The following is a 19,395-nucleotide window of genomic DNA, read 5'->3' as shown; positions in this document are numbered from 1 at the left end:
TCATCATCACTAAATTTAAAAATATCCTCTATGCTTAAATAGGAATCCTTATCTTCACCATAAGTGGCTTCATTCAAGATTCTTGTTATTTTATATGCTAAAAGCAAAGAGGGATTATACCGTCCGTTTTCTAAGGCATTGATTGTTTGACGAGTAACTCCAACAGACTCAGCTAAATCCTGTTGACTCAACTTAATCTCCTGCCTTAAATATCTTATAATTGTTTTCATATGATCACTTAAACAATATCTGATTAATATAGAAATATAAACATGTAACAAATACATTCCAAATGTAATAAATAAATTCCAAATGTAAAAATTATTTTACATTCCTATATGTAAAAATTATATTACATCCTATATAAATGTTTCTAAAAAATAGCTTAAAAAAATAGCTTAAATTAAAGATTTTAAAAAAAGTTAAAGAATAAAATTGAAAGTTAAAAAAAGATAAAAGATAAAAAACATTGAAAAGCCCTAAGCCCTTAATCGCTTAGTCTCTTCAAAGATGTAAACCAATATTAAAAGTCCTGAAACTATAGAAAGCAACAATGTGATTGGAGCAAGCGGCATTTGAAATAGGAAAGCATCTGCATTACCAACTTCAAGAAGTACAGCCACCAGATTATTTAAAAAGTGAATTGACATTGTCATGAGAATATTATCTGTTTTCAAATAAATAATGCACATACAGATTCCAAATAAAAATGCACTGGTTATTCCACCGAATTCATGACCAATAGCAAAGATAAATGAAGATATGATCATAGCAGCCACTATGCCAGTTCTGATTTTCAATCTATTGAATAAAACTCCTCTAAATAGCAATTCTTCAATAATTGGAGCAAGTATGATTGAAGTAATCACTTCCAAAACTAAAGATGATGTGTCATAATAAGTTGGAGTGAAATCCATCAATGGCTCCATATCCGGATATGCTGAACCAAAAAGTATGTCTAAATTTGCAAAGAATGCCACTATCAGGAATACAAATAAAAGATTTATTAGGAATATATAGAATATCTCTCTACGATTATCCCTTTCAAAAAGCTTTGAAAAGTCATCACTTAAACCATGAGTGCCTTTTAAAGCCCAAATGAAGAACAAAAGAACAAAAACGAAAAGAGGCATGATTATTAAATCACCCTCTCCCAATGTAGGGAAAATTACAACGAGAACCACGTTTAAGACAAATCCGATAACAATAGCTAAAACTACTTCCCTTAACCTAATTGTTCTAAGCCTTACATTAAAGTCAGTCACACTAAAGTCCATTATATTCACCTGAAAATTGAAAAATCATTAAATAAATGATTTTAATATTAAAATTCCATGCTTAATAAATTTTTTCAATAAATTTAAATAATATTTATTTCAGCTTAATGGCGAAATAAATAATGTAAACTGGAATAAATATTAAGGACGCTAAGAGCATCAAACCCATTAATGAACCAAAATCATCCCCTAAAAGCAAATATTGCAGTGGAGTATATGCAATGAGATATGATAAAAGGTTATAGAATGAATGCACAACCATATTCAACAATAAATTGTCTGTCCTTGAATATAAAATGCATAGAGTCATTCCCATAATGCAAGTATAGATTACATGTGAAATATGATCAGGATAATTCAAGTGACATAATCCAAAAATGACTGATGAGACAATTAATCCAAAGACAAAACCTTTTCTGATTTTCAATCTGTTGAATAAAACTCCCCTAAAGAACAATTCTTCAGAAATTGGTGCGATGATAATTGCTGAAAACATCTCAATGAGGAAAATCAAAGGATTGCTTGAACCATTCACCACATCCAATAAAGGCAAGGAAATTGAATTCACCATATTGAAAATGGAATCCAAAGAGAAAAACATGCTCTGAATGAAAATCGCAACAAACATGTTTGAAATTGCTAAAATCAAGACCCTTAGAATACTGCTGGCTTTAAACAGGTCATTTACATCCTTATTGAAACCTGTTGTACCATATGTGGCAATCAAAAAGAATACCATCATAAAGCAGAAGAAAAGAATGTATTCCAATTCTGGAGAAGAAATATTGAAATATCCCTCAACAAATCCTGTCAAGAAAAAAGAAATGATAACTGCAATGATAAGTTCCCAAAGTCTAATGGTTCGAAGCCTTACATTGAAATCTTTTACACTGAAATCCATACATATCACCCAATAAAGAAAAAAAATTATTTTAAAAAAATTATTTTTAATAATAATCTTAAATTATTAAAATTCAATTATAATTTTCTAAATAATAATTTATTATGCTAATTAATAAATCTTTATAAATTAATTGAAAAATCATATTGAAATCAATAAAATATATTTAATCAAAAATTCAAAAATAGATATGTATTCTAAAAATATAATATTTAATACGTTGAAAAAATTATATTTAATCAAAATTATCTACAATCAAAGGAGAGTTTAAATGGCAATACATCCAATAGAATTTAGATATGGAACTCCAGAAATGAAAAGAATCTGGGAACAAGAAAACAAGCAGCAAAGAATGTTAGATATTGAATCTGCATTGGCTCAAGCTGAAGGAGAGCTTGGTATCATACCAAAGGAATTTGCAGATGAAATCAAGGCAAAAGCAAATACCAAATTTGTTACCGTAGAACGTGTAAGTGAAATTGAAGCTGAAACCAAACACGATATCGCTTCCCTTTCAAAAGGATTAAGTGAAGTATGTGAAGGAGAAGCAGGAGAATATGTTCATTTTGGAGCAACCTCCAATGATATTGTAGACAGTTCAAACTCATTGCTCTTAAAGGATTCAATTGAAGTATTGGAAGAGAAAATCGAAAGATTAACTAAAATCATCCTCAAATTAGCTGAAGAGAACAAGATGAAAGTCTGCATTGGCCGTACCCATGGCCAACATGCACTTCCAACCACTTATGGTATGAAATTCGCAATCTGGGCAGATGAATTGCACAGGCAATATGACAGATTATTGCATGCAAAGGAAAATGTCTGTCTTGGTATGATGGACGGTGCTGTAGGAACCACTGCAGCTCTTGGAACCCAAGGTTGGGAAGTTCACAAGAAAGTATCTGAAATTCTTGGATTAAAACCTGCTCCAATCACTAACCAAGTATTGCAAAGGGACAACCATGTGGAATTTGTAGCAACCCTTGCAAACATAGCAACTACCTTAAGCAAAATAGCTCTTGAGGTTAGAAACTTACAAAGAACTGAAATTCAAGAGTTAGGAGAATTCTTCGACCCTGAAAAGCAAGTTGGAAGCAGTACCATGCCACATAAGATGAACCCAATCACTGCTGAAAGAATCTGTGGTGTTGCAAGAATCGTAAAATCCTATGTAAATGCAGCTATGGAAAACAACCCACTCTGGCACGAAAGGGACTTGACTAACTCTTCCTGTGAAAGAATCATGTTCCCTGAAGCTTGTATTCTAACTGATTACATTCTCAACTTAACAATCAAGTTAATGAACAATCTCATCTTCTATGATGAAAACATTGAAAGAAACCTTAATTTCACTAATGGATTGATCATGGCAGAAAGATTGATGGCAGAACTTACCAGAGCAGGAATGGGTAAGCAAACCGCTTATGGAGTAGCAAGAAAGAACGCTATCAAAGCAAACAAGGAAAAATTGCTACTTGCAGACCTAATCCTTGAAGATCCTGATGCAAGCCAATTCCTAACAAAAGAAGATGTTGAAAGAATCATGGATCCTCATACCTACATTGGTTCTGCACCAATAATCGTTGATGAGATTATAGAATCATCTAAAGACTGGTTTTAATTAACCAGTTACTTTTTTTCTTTTTTAATTTTACAATTTTACTTATTTTTTTTCTATTTTTCTATTTTTCTAGTTCCTATTTTTTACTATTTCTAAATATTTTATTTTAAAAAAAATATTCTTTTAATTAACTATTTTTATAAGTAAATCTAAACTATTAAATATGTTTAGAGAAATGAGAAGAAAGAAACAGGCATTAAGTGAAGAGGAATGCATAGAAATTTTAATTAACGAACCTCGTGGTGTCTTAGCAGTGCTTGGAGATGACGATTATCCTTATGCTGTACCATTAAGTCATGTTTATGTAGATGGAAAGATATACTTCCATGGAACTGCAATGGAAAGCCATAAAAGAGATGCAATCGAAAAGCATGATAAGGTTTCTTATTGCGTAATAGACAAAGGAGTAAAATCAGACAGCTGGTGGTACACATTCAAAAGCTTGATTGTCTTTGGAAAAATGAGAACAATCAAGGACAAAGATACAAAAATAGAAAAATTGACTCATTTAGGAAACAAGTTCTTCCCAAGTGAAGAAGAGACCAAATCAGAAATAGACAGGCTTTTGGATGTAACAGAACTGTATGAAATCACAATAGAGCATATGAGCGGAAAGATAGTTGAGGAAAAATAATTAAATCATCTTATGGCAATATCCTTTATTACCTCACCAGCAATCATCAATCCTGCAACAGGAGGCATGAAGGAAACACTGCCCTTGACCTTATGCTTCTTTCCATTCTGGTTTATTTCACAATCATTTGTGTTTATAGGATGCTCCTTTGAATACAGGACCTTTAATTTCTTTATATTTCTCTTTTTTAAATCTTTTTTCATTATTCTGGCAAGTGGACAATATGAGGTCTTATAAATATCATCTATTTCAAAACTTGTAGGATCCAGCTTGTTTCCAGTACCCATACATGACATTATTGGCACCCCAATTTCCTTGGATTTGCATATGATTGCAATCTTTGCCATTATAGTGTCCACACAATCAACAACATATGACAAGTCCTCTGTAATGATGTCTGATTTTGAATCAGCTAGGTAGAATTCATTATGAATTTCAATATTGGCTTCAGGATTGATATCCAAGATTCTCTCTTTCATGACATCAACCTTGTTTCTGCCGATTGTTTTAGTTGTGGCGATTAGCTGCCTATTGATATTGCTCTCATCAACCTTATCGAAATCCACCAAAACAAAATTGCCTATTCCACTTCTTGCAAGTCCTTCACAAACAAAGGAACCAACACCACCAAGCCCAAAAACAGCAACTTTGGCATTCTTTAGTTTTTCCATTCCCTCATTTCCAATTAACATTTCTGTTCTTGAAAACTTCTCATCCATCTATGCTCACCAAAAATTTAATTTAATTCAATTGATTATATAATAATTGAGGTTAAAAGAATAAAAACTTAATGCAATAATTTTCTAATCAATAGAAAAAAAATAAATCGCTATGTGAGGAATTTAATGATTATCGATACACATTGCCATATCTACAATAGTGAAATGGAAAATGCAGAGGAAATAATAAAAGAAGCTCTTAAAGAGGATATTATCATAATATTGAATGGGACTGATCCTAAAAGCAATGCAGAAGTATTGAAATTGTCCCAAAGCTATGAAAATGTCTATGCTGCTATAGGATACTTTTACACTTTTGCAGATGAAATTAGAGATGAAGACATTTTGCTATTGGATAATCAGCTGGAAAATGATAAGGTAATTGCAGTAGGGGAAATAGGATTAGATTACTACAAAGGAAAAGAAAATAGGGATAAGCAAATTGAACTCTTTGAAAAGATGCTTAGCTTGGCTGAAAAACACGAGCTTCCTGTGATAGTCCATTCCAGAAAGGCAATGCAAGATACCTACGATATAATAAAAGAACATAAGGCAGTTGGGTCTATGCATTCCTATCAAGGTTCAGCTGAGATAGCAAGAGAATTCATTAAACTAGGTTTCTATATGGGAATAGGGGGAACTGTAACCCACAACAACAATAAGAAAACAAGAAAGATGCTAAATGAGATTGGGATTGAACATATCCTCTTAGAAACCGATTCTCCTTACTTGCCTCCAGAAGAAAAAAGAGGGGAAATGAATACACCACTGAACATAAAATACATCATTAAAAAAATAGCTGAAGAATTGAATATTGAAGAGTCTGAAGTTATTGAAATAACTGCAGAAAATACTAAAAGATTGTTTAAGATATGAAGAAATAATTTCAATACTCATGCATGCCCTAAAACTCATTGTTCCAATGCCTTTTTTGTAATTCTGATTGCACCAGCACTGTGAATGCGAACAATGCGGTTTTCATCATTCTCTGCAAAATATTCCAGCTTTTTCAAGTAAGGTCCTACACAATTCGGTCTTGTTTTTCCAATCACCCTAAACATTTCAGGTGCTTCTATCCTAACTTTATCTTCAGAATCTGAAATCATTTCAAAAAAGATATCCAGTTTATCGCAGAATAAGTCTGGCGCATTTGTAGCGATATTCTCACAAGCCCAAATGAATGCATGCCTCACATTAGAGGATTCATCATCTTTCATTTTCATCAATTTATCCATATGAACAATTACTAAATCCTTATCTGCCCTACCTATCCTTCCAATCGCATTAGCAGATCTTTCTCTCAATTTAGAATCATCATCCTCTAAGTAACTAGCAATGTCATTAACATGAGATTCTATTTCTCTTGGATACTTCAAACCCATTTCGCCAAGAAGCCATAATGCCTTTGCTTTTACAGCACCAGAATAACCATCATTCAACTTAAGTGCAACATCATTGATATTTGCTTTCCAGTTACCCTTATCATTTGTTAATTCTCTTAATTCATTTAGTATTTCATTATCTGTATTATTTGACATTTTATTATTTTCCTTATTTTGACTAATAATTTTGACTAATAAAATTCTTTAAAAGAAGATATTTAAAAATATCTATTTTCAAAATATTTAAAAAAATGTAATATCTAAAAATTAGTATCTAAAAAATATACTAACAATCGTTAGTTTTATATATCAATTCCAATATAATAAAATTGAATTCAACTAACAAGTGTTAGTTTATAATAATTTTATTTTTAAAACTATTAAATGATTTAAACTGATAAAAATGGCTAAAAAGAATACAAAAGAAAAGATATTTGATGTTTCCATAGAACTATTCTCCCAATATGGATATGATGGAGTTTCCATACGCCAAATAGCTAAGGAAGTTGGAATAAAGGAAAGCTCCATTTATAATCACTATCAAAGCAAGGAATCAATATTAGAATCCATATTAAGCTATTACATTAACGAAATGCTAAAGGAAGAGGCTCCTGTAATGCAACCTAAGGAAAATCTGAATATGGATTTTGACCATTTCTATAAGGAAGGAAGCAATAGATTCATCTCAAAGCTCTCTGAAGAGAAGATGATGAAAATTACAAGGATATTCCTTGTTGAATCCTATCATAACGAAAAGATAAAGAAATTTGTAAAGGAAGCAATTATAGGATATGCAATCAATGGCTGGGAAGACCTCTTTAATCTAATGAAAGAAATGAATTTCATCAAGAAGGACGCTGACATAAAGCAGCTCGCAGAATCATTCTATTACTATGGATTGTTCCTATTGTATGAACATTTCATAATAAACTATCCTGAAGATGATGAGAAATTCCTAATTGATTTCGAAAGAAGAACAACAAATCATATGAAGATTCTCTTTAATTCTGTCAAGATAGGTGATGAGTATAATGGCAAGGATTGTGATTTAGAAAATAGGGAAAATGATGAATCCTACAATGAAACAATCAGATTGGAAGAGGAAAAGGACTATCTAAAAGTTGAAAATCTTGTAAGGGATGCATTTTGGAACGTTTATCGCCCAGGAGCTTATGAGCATTACATAGTCCATAACTTAAGAAATGACTCCAGTTTCATTAAGGACTTGGCATACATAATAGAGAAAAATGATAAAATCATAGGCCATATAAACTATTCAAATGGAAGCTTGAATATTTATAGGAAAAATAGATATGGAGTAGACATTAAAGTCAGTGAAGGAAGAAAAAAGGCAACTGTCCTTGGGCCAATAGCTATAGATTCCAAATATCAAAGTCATGGCTATGGTTCCAAATTAATAAGACATACTTTAAATCTCGCAGAAGAAATGGGCATACCATTTGTTTTTGTAATAGGAGATGAGAATTACTACAGCAGATTTGGTTTTGAAAGTGCATCAAAATACAATATTTACCTTGAAGGAACAGACACTGAAGATGAAAATCCATTTTTCATGATAAGGATATTAAATGGCAATGAGAATATTATCAAAAATCTGGATTTTGATAAGGGAATATTCTACAATCCGAAAGTCTTTGATGTTGATGAAAAGAATGTGGATGAATTTGATAAAAACTTTGAATATAAAGAAAAAAAGGTCCTTGAAGGACAATTAGACATATAAATTATTTTAATAGGTGTAACAATGAAATACGTTATAATCAATGGATCTCCAAGAAAGAAAAATACATGGAGCATGGTAAAGCAAGCTAAAAGCAATTTAGGAGAAGATGCAGAATTTGAAGAAATTCAATTGATGAAAGCCAAACTGCCAATGTGCAATGGCTGCTTTAAATGCTTTATGGAAGGTGAAGACCATTGCCCTCATAATGAGATTGTGCAAGCAATTATAGAGAAGATCAAATGGGCAGATGGACTTATAATAACAAGCCCAGTTTATGCAATGAATGTTACAGGACTCCTTAAGAACTTCTTCGACCATACAGCTTATCTATACCATAGGCCAGAATTCTTTGACAAGAAAGCATTGATCGTTGTATCTACAGCAGGAGCAGGTCAAAAGGATGTTGCAAAATACATCGATGAAAACTTAAGGCATTGGGGATTCAATAAAAACTATAAGATAACATATGCCTGTGGAGGAAAGGATGACATCAATAGGGACAAAATAAACAAGGTCTCTCAAAAGTTCCATAAGGATGTATGCTCCAAGAAACTCCACTCCCCAAAGATTATGGATATAATATTCTACAATGTATGGAGAGCCATGGCATTAACCGAAGACCCGATAGAAGCTGATGCGAAATACTGGGAAAGCACCGGCTTGGTAAATTATGATTTCGCTCCAAATGTAAACTTGGGAATATTGAAGAAGGCCGTTGCAAAAATAATGTTTTCCATACTTAAAAAAGTGATGAAATAAAATGCTCTAAATTAAAAGGCAAGTATCATACTAGAAAATTATTAAAGTCTTTAAAAATATAAAGATTATTGAAAAAAATAATTCTTGGTAATCCTATGAATCAATCTAAAAACACTGTTTTGTCTAAAACCCCATCTAAAAGAATATTCTATTACGATGTACTTAGAGCATTGGCAATAATTGGAATTGTATTTTGCCATGTATCAGTCTCATACGTATCAAGGGATATAAATAGTCCTAATCTTTATATTTCCGTATTCTTTGACTGTTTTAGAGATTTTTCAATCCCTATATTTGTAATGCTTAGTGGAGCCTTGCTCTTAGGTAAAAAAGACACTTTAATAAAATTTTTTAAAAAGAGATTATCAAGATTATTCATACCTTTCCTGTTTTGGGTATTGATTTATATAATGTTTACAAGCATAATGAGCCATGGATTTAACCTTGATAATGCACTTAAGATATTCTTTGGAACAGCAGGAACATTAGGAGTTCATTTCTGGTTCGTTTGGATGATTATAATAGCTTATGTTGGAATATTCCTAATAAATAAAGTGATGCAAATAAATGTCAACATCAATGATTTCAATAAGAAATTCATCACAATTTTGGCAATACTTTCTCTAATTTACATTGGATTGAGTCATTACCACATAATCAATCCATACACTCCAAAATTAACCTATTACATTTCTTTCCTGGCTTATATAATAATTGGCTACTTCTTGGCAAAATGTGACTTTTTGGAAAAAAGAATAGATAAGAAATACCTTATAGCAATCACAGCATTTCTCTTTGTTGGATCTTACCTTTGGTACATATTCTGTTTTGTAGTTCCAAGGTCTCATTTAGTGCATCAATTCGTTAGATTAAGCTATTTCAATCTATTGATACTATTCATGTCTGCAAATGCATTTTTGCTATTTAAATACCTATCCAAGACCAAATCATTCATTGATATGGAAAATAATAGATTAGGAAATGCATTTACAACAATAAGCAATTACAGTTATGGAATTTATCTTATTCATTACTTGGTCTTATATTGCATAAAAATCAATTTAATAAAATTCATCAATTTCACTCAAGGCAGTTCCTTGATTTGGATACCTGTTTTAGTGATTATTACAACAGCAATCAGCTTAGCAATTCTATCAATTATAGACAAGATTCCTTATTTGGATAAGGTAACTGGAAAGAAATAACTATCTTAAAATAAGGAATTTAATAAGAAATAATAAAAACTTAAAATTAAATAAGTGATTTTATGATTGGAAACAGTTGGGATAATGTTTTAGAAGAGGAATTTAAAAAGGAATACTTCCTAAAAATAAAAGAATTTGTAGAAGCAGAATACAAAACTAAAACAATCTATCCGCCAAAAGAGGAAATATTCAATGCATTTAAGCTATGTCCAATAGACAATGTAAAGGTGGTAATCTTAGGTCAAGACCCTTATCATGAAGAAGGACAGGCACATGGGCTTGCATTCTCAACACCCGAAGGCCATCCAATCCCAAGGTCTCTGAAAAATATCTTCAAGGAAATAGAATCCGAATACGGCTATCCGATTCCAGATTCAGGATGCCTTGAATCCTGGGCTAAGCAAGGAGTATTCCTACTCAATACTGTACTCACCGTTGAAGAGGGTAATGCAAATTCACACAGCAAATGCGGATGGCAGACCTTTACAGACAATGTGATTCAAATACTCAACAATCAAGATCAAGCTATTGCATTTCTATTGTGGGGAAAACAGGCAGAACTCAAAAAGGAATTGATTACAAATCCTAATCATTTAGTGCTTACATCATCTCATCCAAGCCCATTCTCTGCAAGAAGAGGATTCTTTGGATGCAATCATTTCAAATTAGCTAATGAATTCCTCAAGGAAAACAGTTTAGAGGAGATTGATTGGCAGATTAAGCCGAAACAACAAAAACTGATTTAAATAATTAGAAATAAATAAAAGAATAATTATTATAAATGTGGATTAATATGGCAAATAAAAATGTAGAGTTAATGAGAGGAGCACCGGAAATAGCAGTTAAAAAGCTTGCTATTCCTATCATGATATCAATGCTTCTAACAGCATCATACAATATCATAGATGGTATTTGGGTAGCAGGGCTTGGACAGGCTGCAATAGCTGGAATCGGTTTTGTAACACCTATTTTCATGATATTGAATGGTGTAAGCGTAGGTCTTGGAAGTGGTGCTACAAGCAGCATTAGTCGTTTTGTAGGGGCCAAAAACCATGAAGGCGCTAACAAATCTGCAGCACATGCTCTTTTGATATTTTTAGTTGCATCAATCCTTCTTACTGTAATCCTATTATCTGTTCAGGAACCTTTGCTTAGGATTTATGGAGCAAGCGGCCAAAACCTTGCTGAAGGGATTAAATATGGAACTCCTCTATTTTTAGGTCTTATTGCATTCATGTTCGGTAACGGAGGAAGCGGTATCCTTCGTGGTGAAGGAGATATGAAAAGAGCAATGTATGCAATGATTGTCTCTGTAACCCTTAATGCCATTCTTGATCCTCTTTTCATTTATGTATTAGGTTTAGGTTCTGCAGGAGCATCCCTTGCAACAATTGTCAGTGCTCTTGGATCTGCATCAGTAATCCTATACTGGATACTCATCAAAAAGAACACCTATGTGAATGTCAACTTAAAAGAGTTTAAATTCGATTCCAAAATAGCTAAAGACATCTTGAAAGTAGGTATACCCGCATCAATGGACATGTTCATGATGTCCCTTGCTGTAAGCTTATATCTGGTGTTCATCTCAACAATTGGGGGAGAATACGGTATTGCATCATTCACTTCAGGCCAAAGATTATACCTATTTGCAATAATGCCCCTTACAGCTATTGGTAGTGCAGTAGCTGCAGTTTCAGGAAGTGCATATGGTGCTAAAAATGGTGATTACCTATCAAGAGCCCACTTATATGGAGTTAAATTTGGAATAGCATTTGGAACTGCTGTAACAATAATATTGATTGCATTTGCACCACAGCTTGCAACATTGTTTGCATACACAAAAGAAACAGCTGCTTTGGTTCCAGAGATTACAAGATTCTTAAGAATAGCCAGCCTTTGCCTACCGCTAACTGGAGCAGGAATGACTTCAAGTTTCCTCTATCAAGGAATGGGTAAGGGAACCATAAGCTTGATGTGGACAATCATCAGAGAGGTTATCTTTACTGTTACCGCAACATACACCTTAGGAATAGTATTAGGATGGGGTCTTGTTGGTATTTGGACAGGTCTTGCAACAGGAAGAATCCTTGCAAGTATTTTAAACTTCGCCTTTGCAAGATTCACAATCAAGAAAGTGAGAGAGGAATTTGGCACTTGATCATCACACAATAAATTAACTGCAAACAAAAGAAAAAAATTATTAAATTTTAAAAAAATAAGATAAAAAAACTAAAAAATAAGAATAAAAAATTGAAAGAAAATAAGTATAAAAAATATTAAAGAAAGATGTTAGGAAATTGCATCTTTCATTGATTTAACATAGTTTTGGAGAGGCTCTTTTGCATTTTCTCCATACTCTGCAATAATGTTAACAATTGCACTTCCTACAATAACACCATCAGCCACTTTTGCAATATTTTCTGCTTGTTCCGGAGTATTGATACCAAATCCAACTGCAGCCGGAACGTCAGTAACTTCCTTAATATCATCTAAAATGGATTTTAAGTCAGTTCTAATCTCATTTCTCATTCCAGTGACTCCTAATGATGAAACAACGTAAATAAAACCGCTTGCTTCCCTTGCAATCATTTGAATACGTTCTTTTGAAGTAGGTGCAATCAAGCTGATTATATCAATGCCATACTTTTGAGTCACTTCAAGAATCTCATCCTTTTCATCATAGGGAAGGTCTGGTGAAATGATTCCACAGACATTCAATTCCTGACATCTCTTGAAGAACTTGTCATAGCCATAGTAAAATACTGGATTAATATATGTCAAGAACACCAATGGAACATCTGACTTTTCCCTAATTTGCCTGATTGCCTCAAAAACATCATCAGTATTTGTATTGTTTGAAAGCGCTCTTATATTTGCCTCCTGAATGACAGGCCCCTCAGCTACAGGATCTGAAAAGGGAATTCCTATCTCAACCAAGTCACATCCGGCCTCTTCCATAGCCAATACATATTCTACAGTCTTTTCAATTGTAGGGTCTCCTGCAGTCAAGAATCCTATGAAAGCCTTTCCATCCTTGAATGCATCAGCAATCTTTATATCTTTCTTATCACTCATTTTTAAACCTCCCTACAATTATTCGTATAATTCAACTCCTTTATAGCGAGCAATAGCTGCTACATCCTTATCTCCACGGCCAGATACATTGATTACAATTATATCATCCTTATCCATATCCCCTGCAATTCTCATGGCATGGGCTATTGCATGAGATGATTCAATAGCTGGAATGATTCCTTCCATCCTTGACAAGTATTCAAATGCCTCAACTGCCTCATCATCGGTAGCACTTACATATTCTGCCCTTCCAATATCATGCAAATATGCATGTTCAGGACCGATTCCTGGATAATCAAGTCCTGCAGAGATTGAGTAAACTGGAGAAATCTGACCATAATTTCCTTGACAGAAATAGGATTTCATACCATGGAAAATTCCAAGTTCTCCTTTAGCGATTGTTGCTGCATGGAATTCAGTATCAATTCCCTTTCCTGCAGCTTCCACTCCTACGAGCTTTACATCTTCATCTTCCAAGAAATTGTAGAATGCTCCCATAGCATTGCTTCCACCACCAACACAAGCTATAACCATATCTGGCAATTTTCCTTCAAGCTCCAAGATTTGCTCCTTAATTTCCTCACTGATTACCGCTTGGAAATCCCTTACGATTGTTGGAAATGGGTGTGGGCCCATTGTTGAACCAATTACATAATGAGTGTCATCAACTCTTGAAATCCATTCTCTGAATGCATCATTCACTGCATCCTTAAGCACTTTTGAACCGGTTGTTACGGTATGAACTTTAGCTCCGAGAAGTTCCATTCTAAATACATTCAATGCTTGACGCTTGGTGTCCTCTTCACCCATGAAAACTTCACATTCCATTCCAAGAAGTGCAGCTGCAGTAGCTGTAGCAACTCCATGCTGACCTGCACCGGTTTCTGCAATGACTCTGGTCTTTCCCATCTTTTTAGCAAGGAGACATTGGCCAAGCACATTGTTTATTTTGTGAGCACCAGTATGGTTCAAGTCTTCACGCTTAAGATAAATCTTAGCTCCTCCAATGTCCTCTGTCATTCTCTTTGCATAGTACAATAAGGAAGGCCTTCCTGCATATTCCTTCAATAGAGTGTTCAATTCCTCTACAAATTCAGGATCTTCCTTAAAATGATTATATTGTTCTTCTAAGTTCAGGAGTTCATTCATCAATGTTTCAGACATGTATTGTCCACCATGAACTCCAAATCTTCCTCTACTCATGTTTTATCCCCAATTTAAAAATTCAAATATTTATTAGTAATTAGTATTATCTATAATTTTCCATAATTTCAATGATTTCCTCGATTTTCTCTTCATCCTTAAATCCATCCGTTTCAACAGAACTGCTTAAGTCAACTGCAAACGGATTGAATTCCTCAATAGCTAAAGCCAAATTTTCACTGTTCAGCCCTCCAGCTAAAAAAATGGAATTCTTAAAGAATTCGCTCTCTTTATCTATTAGACTCCAGTCAAATGTTTTGCCAGACCCTTTTCCACTGTCTAAAATAAAGTAGTCAGATGCTGAATCTCGCCACTTCAATAGCTCATCATTATAATCAGCACCCTCTTTTATTTCAATTGCATTTATAACAGGTATTTGTTTTCCAGTTTCTTCAATTGATTTATCTTTTAGATTCCTTATATACTTTTCATCTTCATCTCCATGAAGTTGAGCCATTTCGATTATTCCATCCTTGAATAAGTCAACAATAAGCTCCATATGCTCATTTACAAAAACCCCTACAGGAACAATCGCATCACTCAAAAGCTCTGACAATTCCTTAGCCTGTTCATAGGATACCTTACGTGGACTATCTGCAAAAACAAATCCGATGTAATCTGGCTTATACCTATTTGCCATTTCTATATCTTCAGACCTTCTCATTCCACAAATCTTAAGCCTAACCATTTTCCAACTCCAAATTAAGCGTTCTTCAACTCCAAAATCATAGCTTTTTTATCATCACTTTTCATTAAGGTTTCACCAATCAAAACTGCATCAACATTGTTTTCCTTTAATCTTCTAACATCTTCAGCGGTTTTTATTCCACTTTCAGAAATAAATAATATATCATCACTAACTAATCTGCGTAACTTAACGCTATTATTGATATCAACTGTAAAGTCCGCTAAATTTCTATTGTTCACTCCAATTATCTCTGCACCAGCATCAATTGCAGTTCTGATTTCATTTGCATCATGAGTTTCAACAATGGCTGAAAGGCCCAACTCATGAGCCAAATCCAAATATCTCTTCAATTGAACATCATCCAATATTGAAACTATCAAAAGAATAGCGGAAGCACCTAATGATTTAGCTTCATAAATCATATACTCATCTATTGTAAAGTCCTTCCTTAAAAGTGGAATCTGGACATTTTCAGAAATTTCATACAGAAAATCGTTAGATCCTTTGAAAAAATATGGCTCTGTCAAAACGGATATTGCAGAAGCTCCTGCTCTCTCATATTCCTTTGCTATTCCAATATAATCAAAATCCTCTGCAATAAGTCCTTTTGAAGGTGAAGCCTTTTTGACTTCAGCAATAATTGCAATTTCAGGATCTTTCAAAGCTTCTTTGAAAGGAAAATCGTCTTTGATATCCAGTTTTGACACTTCTTCTTTCAATTGAACTAAAGACATATTCCTCTTTGCTTCAACTAATCTCTCTTCAGTCTTTGCAACAATCTTTTCCAGCATATTAATCATCTATTAGTAAGCTAAGGTATTTATCTATTTGTAACTTCAATGAATCTTTCAAGCTGATTCAATGCCTTGCCTGAGTCAATTACCTCTTCAGCTAACTTGATTCCATCTTCCAATGAATCCACTTTCCCTGCAACATACAATCCTGCAGCTGAATTTAAAAGGACTGCATTTCTTCTTGGACCTCTTTCTCCGTTCAACACAGCTAATGTGATTTCTGCATTTTCCTTTGCATCGCCACCAACAAGGTCTTCCTTAGATGAAATGGTCATGCCGAAGTCCTCTGGAGAAAGCTCATATGTCCTTGTCTTGCCATCTTTAAGCTCACATACTGCAGTCTTGTCACTTGCTGAAATCTCATCCATCACATCCATTCCATAGACAACCATTGCAGATTTAACCCCTAAATTTTTCAAAACATCTGTAAGAGGCTCCAAAAGTTCCCTTTCATACACCCCTAACACTTCCATTGAAGCACCTGCAGGACTTGTCAATGGTCCTAAAATATTGAATATTGTCCTGATTGAAAGTTCTTTACGCACTCCTGCAACATATTTCATTGAGAGATGATAGTTTTGCGCAAATAGGAAACACAAGTTTATTTCCTTTAGGCAGCTTAAGCTTTTCTCAGGACTTATATTAATATTGACACCCAATGCCTCCAACACATCTGCTGCCCCACATTTGCTTGAAGCAGATCTGTTTCCATGCTTTGCCACTGGAACACCTGCAGCTGAAATTACAATAGACGAGGTAGTGGAAATATTGAATGTATTTGAACCATCTCCTCCAGTTCCAACAATTTCCAAGACTTCCTCATCATTCAATAACCTTACACAGTGAGCCCTCATAGCTTCAGCAGATGCTGTGATTTCATCAATGGTTTCACCTTTCATTGACATTGCTGTTAAGTATGCGCTCATTTGAACTTCACTTGCCTTTCCGCTCATGATCTCATCCATTGTATCATAAGCTTCCTCATAAGTTAAATCCTCATGTTTATATACCTTTAAAATTGCTTCTTTAATCATAAAAATCCCTTTTCTTGCTTTTTAAAAATTCTAATGTCTTCAATTAATCAGTTTTACTATTCTTTATTTAAAATAATATTTGTTAAACAATCAATCACTATACCTTATTTAAAAAATTCTCTATAATTGTTAATCCATCTGGTGTCAATATTGATTCTGGGTGAAATTGTAGCCCATAAACATCAAATTCCTTATGCTTTACAGCCATGACTTCACCATCCTCCTCTGATTTGGATATGATTTTCAATGAATCTGGAAGGGTATCCTCCAACAGGCTTAAGGAATGATATCTTCCAACGCTTATCTCATTTGGCAACCCTACAAAAATGGAATCGGAATCTAAGGAAATTCTTGAAGATTTTCCATGCATCAGTCTTTTTGCATAGGAAACCTTAGCTCCAAATGCTGTGCAGATTGCCTGATGGCCTAAACAGACCCCCAAGATTGGAATTTCACTGTGTAATTCCTTAACTATATCTATGCAGATCCCTGCATTTTCACATCTTCCAGGACCTGGAGACAATATGATTGCTTCAGGATTCAAAGCCCTTATTTCATCAATGCTAATTTTGTCATTCCTAAAAACCATTATATCCGGATTGACTTCACCAATCAATTGGAATAGATTATATGAAAAGCTGTCATAATTGTCTATAAGCAGAATCATTCAATCCCCCCATTTGCCATTCTTAAAGCATCCATAACTGCCCTTGCCTTATTATTGCATTCTACAAATTCATTCTCAGGAACACTGTCTGCAACAATGCCTGCACCAACTCTTATGAAAACCTTTTTGTCCCTTGCAAAGGCAATCCTGATTGCAATGCAAGTGTCTAGATTGCCTGTCAAATCGATGTATCCAATAGCTCCACCATAGATTCCTCTCTTATTGTCTTCAAGCTCATTGATAATCTCACAAGCCCTTATCTTTGGGGCTCCGGATAATGTGCCCGCAGGAAGGATTGAATCAATTGTAGATAAGTAGTCATAATTCTCTCTTAGAATTCCTTCAACAGTTGATCCTATATGCATCACATGGGAGAACCTTACAATATCCATATATCGATTTACCTTAACAGATCCAATTTCACTTATTTTACCAATGTCATTTCTTCCGAGGTCAACCAGCATATTATGTTCAGCCAATTCCTTTTCATCAGCAAGCAAGTCCTCTTCCAATAATCTGTCCTCTTCATCTGTTTTTCCTCTTGGCCTTGTTCCTGCAAGAGGGAAAGTGTAGACCTGATTGTCAACAAGCTTTACAAGGGTTTCAGGACTTGCACCTGCAATCTCTATGTCATCACTTGAGAAATAGAACATATAAGGAGATGGGTTTGTAGTTCTTAACACCCTATAAACATCAAATAGGCTTCCTTCAATATCCGCTTCAATCCTATTTGACAGAACAACTTGGAATATGTCTCCTTCTGTAATGTAATCCTTTGCCTTTTCCACCATCTCGCAGTATTCATCTTTTGAAAACAAGTATCTGAAATCTGATTTGAGTTCAATAGGCAAATGCTTGGTAATTTCCTTTTTAATCTTATCTATCTCTTCCAAGGAATCTATTTCCTTCATTTCTTGGCTAGCTTCCAATGTCTTCTTATTGGTTAAATGATGATTGAAATCATCGTCAAGCAAATCCACAATATTATCTGCCTTAATGATATCCACTATGTCCAAAATGGATTTGCATGCTTCAGCATAGTTTTCTTCAATGGAACTTTGACTTTCATTTATTTCCATATTCACAATGACAATAATCTTTTGCTTAAAATTGTCAAATGCAATTACCTTATCAAAAAGCATCAAATCAACATCCTTGAATGCATCCTGATTCTGTGCATCCAAGATAAGTGAAGGTTCACTGTATTTAATGTAATCATAAGAGAAATAGCCTACAAGCCCTCCTGAAAAAGGAGGCATCCCTTCAATCTTTGGGGATTTGTTCTCTTCCACAATTTCTCTTATATACTCTCCAGGATTATCAGTTTTGACTTTAAAGCATTTCTCTTCATCATCTTCTATTCCACAATCACTGAAACTTGACTTGCCTTTAATGGAGAGATTGCCGTCTTGACAGGTAATTTCAAGAATAGGATTGAAACCTAAGAAACTGTATCTTCCCCAATTTTTAGAATCCTCTACACTTTCAAGCATGTAGCAATGATTGCTTAAGATCCTAAGTCTTCTTAAAACTTCAATGGAAGTTTTTGTATCTGAAAATATCTCGTAGCTGATTGGAATCCTTTTATATGAAGGGTCCTTAGCTATTTCTTTTGCTTCTTCAATATTAGGGAAAAACACTTTTAATCTCCTTTATACTATTATATATTTTAATAATGTATACTTTATTATG

The 19,395-nt window shown here is 33.9% G+C and carries 20 protein-coding genes; 8 read left to right on the top strand and 12 right to left on the bottom strand.

Annotated elements, in window-relative coordinates; all coding sequences use genetic code 11:
• The 3 genes from ACJMLB_RS04710 to ACJMLB_RS04700 form a co-directional block, all read right to left on the bottom strand.
• On the bottom strand, positions 1–230 hold a 230-nt coding region (locus ACJMLB_RS04710), incomplete at its 3' end, for a helix-turn-helix transcriptional regulator (RefSeq protein WP_405324069.1).
• A 249-nt stretch (positions 231–479) separates the two neighbouring features.
• Entirely contained in the window at positions 480–1,277 is a 798-nt protein-coding gene (locus tag ACJMLB_RS04705) for a CPBP family intramembrane glutamic endopeptidase (protein ID WP_405324067.1), read from the bottom strand.
• Positions 1,278–1,371: 94 nt separating this feature from the next.
• On the bottom strand, positions 1,372–2,178 hold the full coding sequence (locus ACJMLB_RS04700; RefSeq protein ID WP_405324065.1) for a CPBP family intramembrane glutamic endopeptidase: 807 nt from the start codon (positions 2,176–2,178) through the stop codon (positions 1,372–1,374).
• Positions 2,179–2,449: 271 nt separating this feature from the next.
• Here ACJMLB_RS04700 and purB point away from each other — a divergent pair, with 271 nt between their 5' ends.
• On the top strand, positions 2,450–3,799 hold the full coding sequence (purB, locus tag ACJMLB_RS04695) for an adenylosuccinate lyase (protein WP_292786409.1): 1,350 nt from the start codon (positions 2,450–2,452) through the stop codon (positions 3,797–3,799).
• A 163-nt stretch (positions 3,800–3,962) separates the two neighbouring features.
• A complete protein-coding gene (locus tag ACJMLB_RS04690; RefSeq protein WP_405324063.1) occupies positions 3,963–4,433 on the top strand; it encodes a pyridoxamine 5'-phosphate oxidase family protein in 471 nt (156 codons plus the stop codon).
• A gap of 5 nt (positions 4,434–4,438) precedes the next feature.
• Here the strand turns inward: ACJMLB_RS04690 and ACJMLB_RS04685 are convergent, their stop codons facing one another.
• Positions 4,439–5,152 carry a ThiF family adenylyltransferase gene (locus tag ACJMLB_RS04685; RefSeq protein ID WP_405324061.1) on the bottom strand — a complete coding sequence of 238 codons (714 nt, stop codon included), beginning with the start codon at positions 5,150–5,152 and terminating at the stop codon, positions 4,439–4,441.
• Between the two features lie 126 nt (positions 5,153–5,278).
• Between ACJMLB_RS04685 and ACJMLB_RS04680 the strand changes: the two genes are divergently transcribed.
• Positions 5,279–6,028 carry a TatD family hydrolase gene (locus ACJMLB_RS04680; RefSeq protein WP_405324059.1) on the top strand — a complete coding sequence of 250 codons (750 nt, stop codon included), beginning with the start codon at positions 5,279–5,281 and terminating at the stop codon, positions 6,026–6,028.
• Between the two features lie 35 nt (positions 6,029–6,063).
• On the opposite strand, the gene ACJMLB_RS04675 is transcribed toward ACJMLB_RS04680, so the two are convergent.
• Positions 6,064–6,690 (bottom strand): sister chromatid cohesion protein PDS5, encoded by a 627-nt coding sequence (locus ACJMLB_RS04675; RefSeq protein ID WP_405324057.1) that lies wholly within the window; start codon positions 6,688–6,690, stop codon positions 6,064–6,066.
• A 247-nt stretch (positions 6,691–6,937) separates the two neighbouring features.
• On the opposite strand from ACJMLB_RS04675, the gene ACJMLB_RS04670 reads away from it, so the two are divergent.
• The 5 genes from ACJMLB_RS04670 to ACJMLB_RS04650 all read left to right on the top strand — a co-directional run bounded on the left by ACJMLB_RS04670 (position 6,938) and on the right by ACJMLB_RS04650 (position 12,400).
• Entirely contained in the window at positions 6,938–8,278 is a 1,341-nt protein-coding gene (locus ACJMLB_RS04670; protein WP_405324055.1) for a GNAT family N-acetyltransferase, read from the top strand.
• Between the two features lie 21 nt (positions 8,279–8,299).
• Entirely contained in the window at positions 8,300–9,037 is a 738-nt protein-coding gene (locus ACJMLB_RS04665; RefSeq protein WP_405324054.1) for an NAD(P)H-dependent oxidoreductase, read from the top strand.
• Between the two features lie 95 nt (positions 9,038–9,132).
• Complete coding sequence (locus ACJMLB_RS04660) at positions 9,133–10,242, top strand: acyltransferase (RefSeq protein WP_405324052.1); 1,110 nt, start codon at positions 9,133–9,135, stop codon at positions 10,240–10,242.
• Positions 10,243–10,304: 62 nt separating this feature from the next.
• Entirely contained in the window at positions 10,305–10,988 is a 684-nt protein-coding gene (ung, locus tag ACJMLB_RS04655; RefSeq protein ID WP_405324050.1) for a uracil-DNA glycosylase, read from the top strand.
• Between the two features lie 47 nt (positions 10,989–11,035).
• The gene (locus ACJMLB_RS04650; protein ID WP_405324048.1) at positions 11,036–12,400 is read left to right on the top strand and encodes an MATE family efflux transporter; all 1,365 of its coding nucleotides are present in this window, start codon (positions 11,036–11,038) and stop codon (positions 12,398–12,400) included.
• A 131-nt stretch (positions 12,401–12,531) separates the two neighbouring features.
• Here the strand turns inward: ACJMLB_RS04650 and trpA are convergent, their stop codons facing one another.
• From trpA to ACJMLB_RS04615, 7 genes are all read right to left on the bottom strand, one after another.
• Positions 12,532–13,317, bottom strand: coding sequence for a tryptophan synthase subunit alpha (gene trpA, locus ACJMLB_RS04645; protein WP_405324046.1), 786 nt, complete (start codon positions 13,315–13,317; stop codon positions 12,532–12,534).
• An 18-nt stretch (positions 13,318–13,335) separates the two neighbouring features.
• Positions 13,336–14,520 carry a tryptophan synthase subunit beta gene (trpB, locus tag ACJMLB_RS04640; protein WP_405324044.1) on the bottom strand — a complete coding sequence of 395 codons (1,185 nt, stop codon included), beginning with the start codon at positions 14,518–14,520 and terminating at the stop codon, positions 13,336–13,338.
• 46 nt (positions 14,521–14,566) lie between these two features.
• Complete coding sequence (locus ACJMLB_RS04635; protein ID WP_405324042.1) at positions 14,567–15,208, bottom strand: phosphoribosylanthranilate isomerase; 642 nt, start codon at positions 15,206–15,208, stop codon at positions 14,567–14,569.
• Between the two features lie 14 nt (positions 15,209–15,222).
• Positions 15,223–15,999, bottom strand: coding sequence for an indole-3-glycerol phosphate synthase TrpC (gene trpC, locus ACJMLB_RS04630; protein ID WP_405324040.1), 777 nt, complete (start codon positions 15,997–15,999; stop codon positions 15,223–15,225).
• 29 nt (positions 16,000–16,028) lie between these two features.
• A complete protein-coding gene (gene trpD, locus ACJMLB_RS04625) occupies positions 16,029–17,036 on the bottom strand; it encodes an anthranilate phosphoribosyltransferase (RefSeq protein WP_405324038.1) in 1,008 nt (335 codons plus the stop codon).
• 97 nt (positions 17,037–17,133) lie between these two features.
• Positions 17,134–17,703, bottom strand: a complete 570-nt coding sequence (locus ACJMLB_RS04620; protein WP_405324036.1) for an anthranilate synthase component II — start codon at positions 17,701–17,703, stop codon at positions 17,134–17,136.
• A complete protein-coding gene (locus tag ACJMLB_RS04615; protein ID WP_405324034.1) occupies positions 17,700–19,343 on the bottom strand; it encodes an anthranilate synthase component I family protein in 1,644 nt (547 codons plus the stop codon). The genes ACJMLB_RS04620 and ACJMLB_RS04615 overlap by 4 nt, the downstream gene beginning before the upstream one ends.
• Positions 19,344–19,395 lie beyond the last annotated feature (52 nt).

It is taken from the genome of Methanobrevibacter sp. (assembly GCF_045114555.1).
GTDB lineage: Archaea > Methanobacteriota > Methanobacteria > Methanobacteriales > Methanobacteriaceae > Methanobrevibacter.
The sequence above is the reverse complement of the archived record's forward strand: the minus strand, read 5'-3'. Positions and strand labels throughout refer to the sequence as shown.

What these genes read in the sequence shown, in the direction of transcription:
- ACJMLB_RS04705 (WP_405324067.1), bottom strand. Translation starts at nt 1,277, where the DNA reads ATGGACTTTAGTGTGACTGACTTTAATGTAAGGCTTAGAACAATTAGG.
- ACJMLB_RS04700 (WP_405324065.1), bottom strand. Translation starts at nt 2,178, where the DNA reads ATGGATTTCAGTGTAAAAGATTTCAATGTAAGGCTTCGAACCATTAGA.
- purB (WP_292786409.1), top strand. Translation starts at nt 2,450, where the DNA reads ATGGCAATACATCCAATAGAATTTAGATATGGAACTCCAGAAATGAAA.
- ACJMLB_RS04690 (WP_405324063.1), top strand. Translation starts at nt 3,963, where the DNA reads ATGTTTAGAGAAATGAGAAGAAAGAAACAGGCATTAAGTGAAGAGGAA.
- ACJMLB_RS04685 (WP_405324061.1), bottom strand. Translation starts at nt 5,152, where the DNA reads ATGGATGAGAAGTTTTCAAGAACAGAAATGTTAATTGGAAATGAGGGA.
- ACJMLB_RS04680 (WP_405324059.1), top strand. Translation starts at nt 5,279, where the DNA reads ATGATTATCGATACACATTGCCATATCTACAATAGTGAAATGGAAAAT.
- ACJMLB_RS04675 (WP_405324057.1), bottom strand. Translation starts at nt 6,690, where the DNA reads ATGTCAAATAATACAGATAATGAAATACTAAATGAATTAAGAGAATTA.
- ACJMLB_RS04670 (WP_405324055.1), top strand. Translation starts at nt 6,938, where the DNA reads ATGGCTAAAAAGAATACAAAAGAAAAGATATTTGATGTTTCCATAGAA.
- ACJMLB_RS04665 (WP_405324054.1), top strand. Translation starts at nt 8,300, where the DNA reads ATGAAATACGTTATAATCAATGGATCTCCAAGAAAGAAAAATACATGG.
- ACJMLB_RS04660 (WP_405324052.1), top strand. Translation starts at nt 9,133, where the DNA reads ATGAATCAATCTAAAAACACTGTTTTGTCTAAAACCCCATCTAAAAGA.
- ung (WP_405324050.1), top strand. Translation starts at nt 10,305, where the DNA reads ATGATTGGAAACAGTTGGGATAATGTTTTAGAAGAGGAATTTAAAAAG.
- ACJMLB_RS04650 (WP_405324048.1), top strand. Translation starts at nt 11,036, where the DNA reads ATGGCAAATAAAAATGTAGAGTTAATGAGAGGAGCACCGGAAATAGCA.
- trpA (WP_405324046.1), bottom strand. Translation starts at nt 13,317, where the DNA reads ATGAGTGATAAGAAAGATATAAAGATTGCTGATGCATTCAAGGATGGA.
- trpB (WP_405324044.1), bottom strand. Translation starts at nt 14,520, where the DNA reads ATGAGTAGAGGAAGATTTGGAGTTCATGGTGGACAATACATGTCTGAA.
- ACJMLB_RS04635 (WP_405324042.1), bottom strand. Translation starts at nt 15,208, where the DNA reads ATGGTTAGGCTTAAGATTTGTGGAATGAGAAGGTCTGAAGATATAGAA.
- trpC (WP_405324040.1), bottom strand. Translation starts at nt 15,999, where the DNA reads ATGCTGGAAAAGATTGTTGCAAAGACTGAAGAGAGATTAGTTGAAGCA.
- trpD (WP_405324038.1), bottom strand. Translation starts at nt 17,036, where the DNA reads ATGATTAAAGAAGCAATTTTAAAGGTATATAAACATGAGGATTTAACT.
- ACJMLB_RS04620 (WP_405324036.1), bottom strand. Translation starts at nt 17,703, where the DNA reads ATGATTCTGCTTATAGACAATTATGACAGCTTTTCATATAATCTATTC.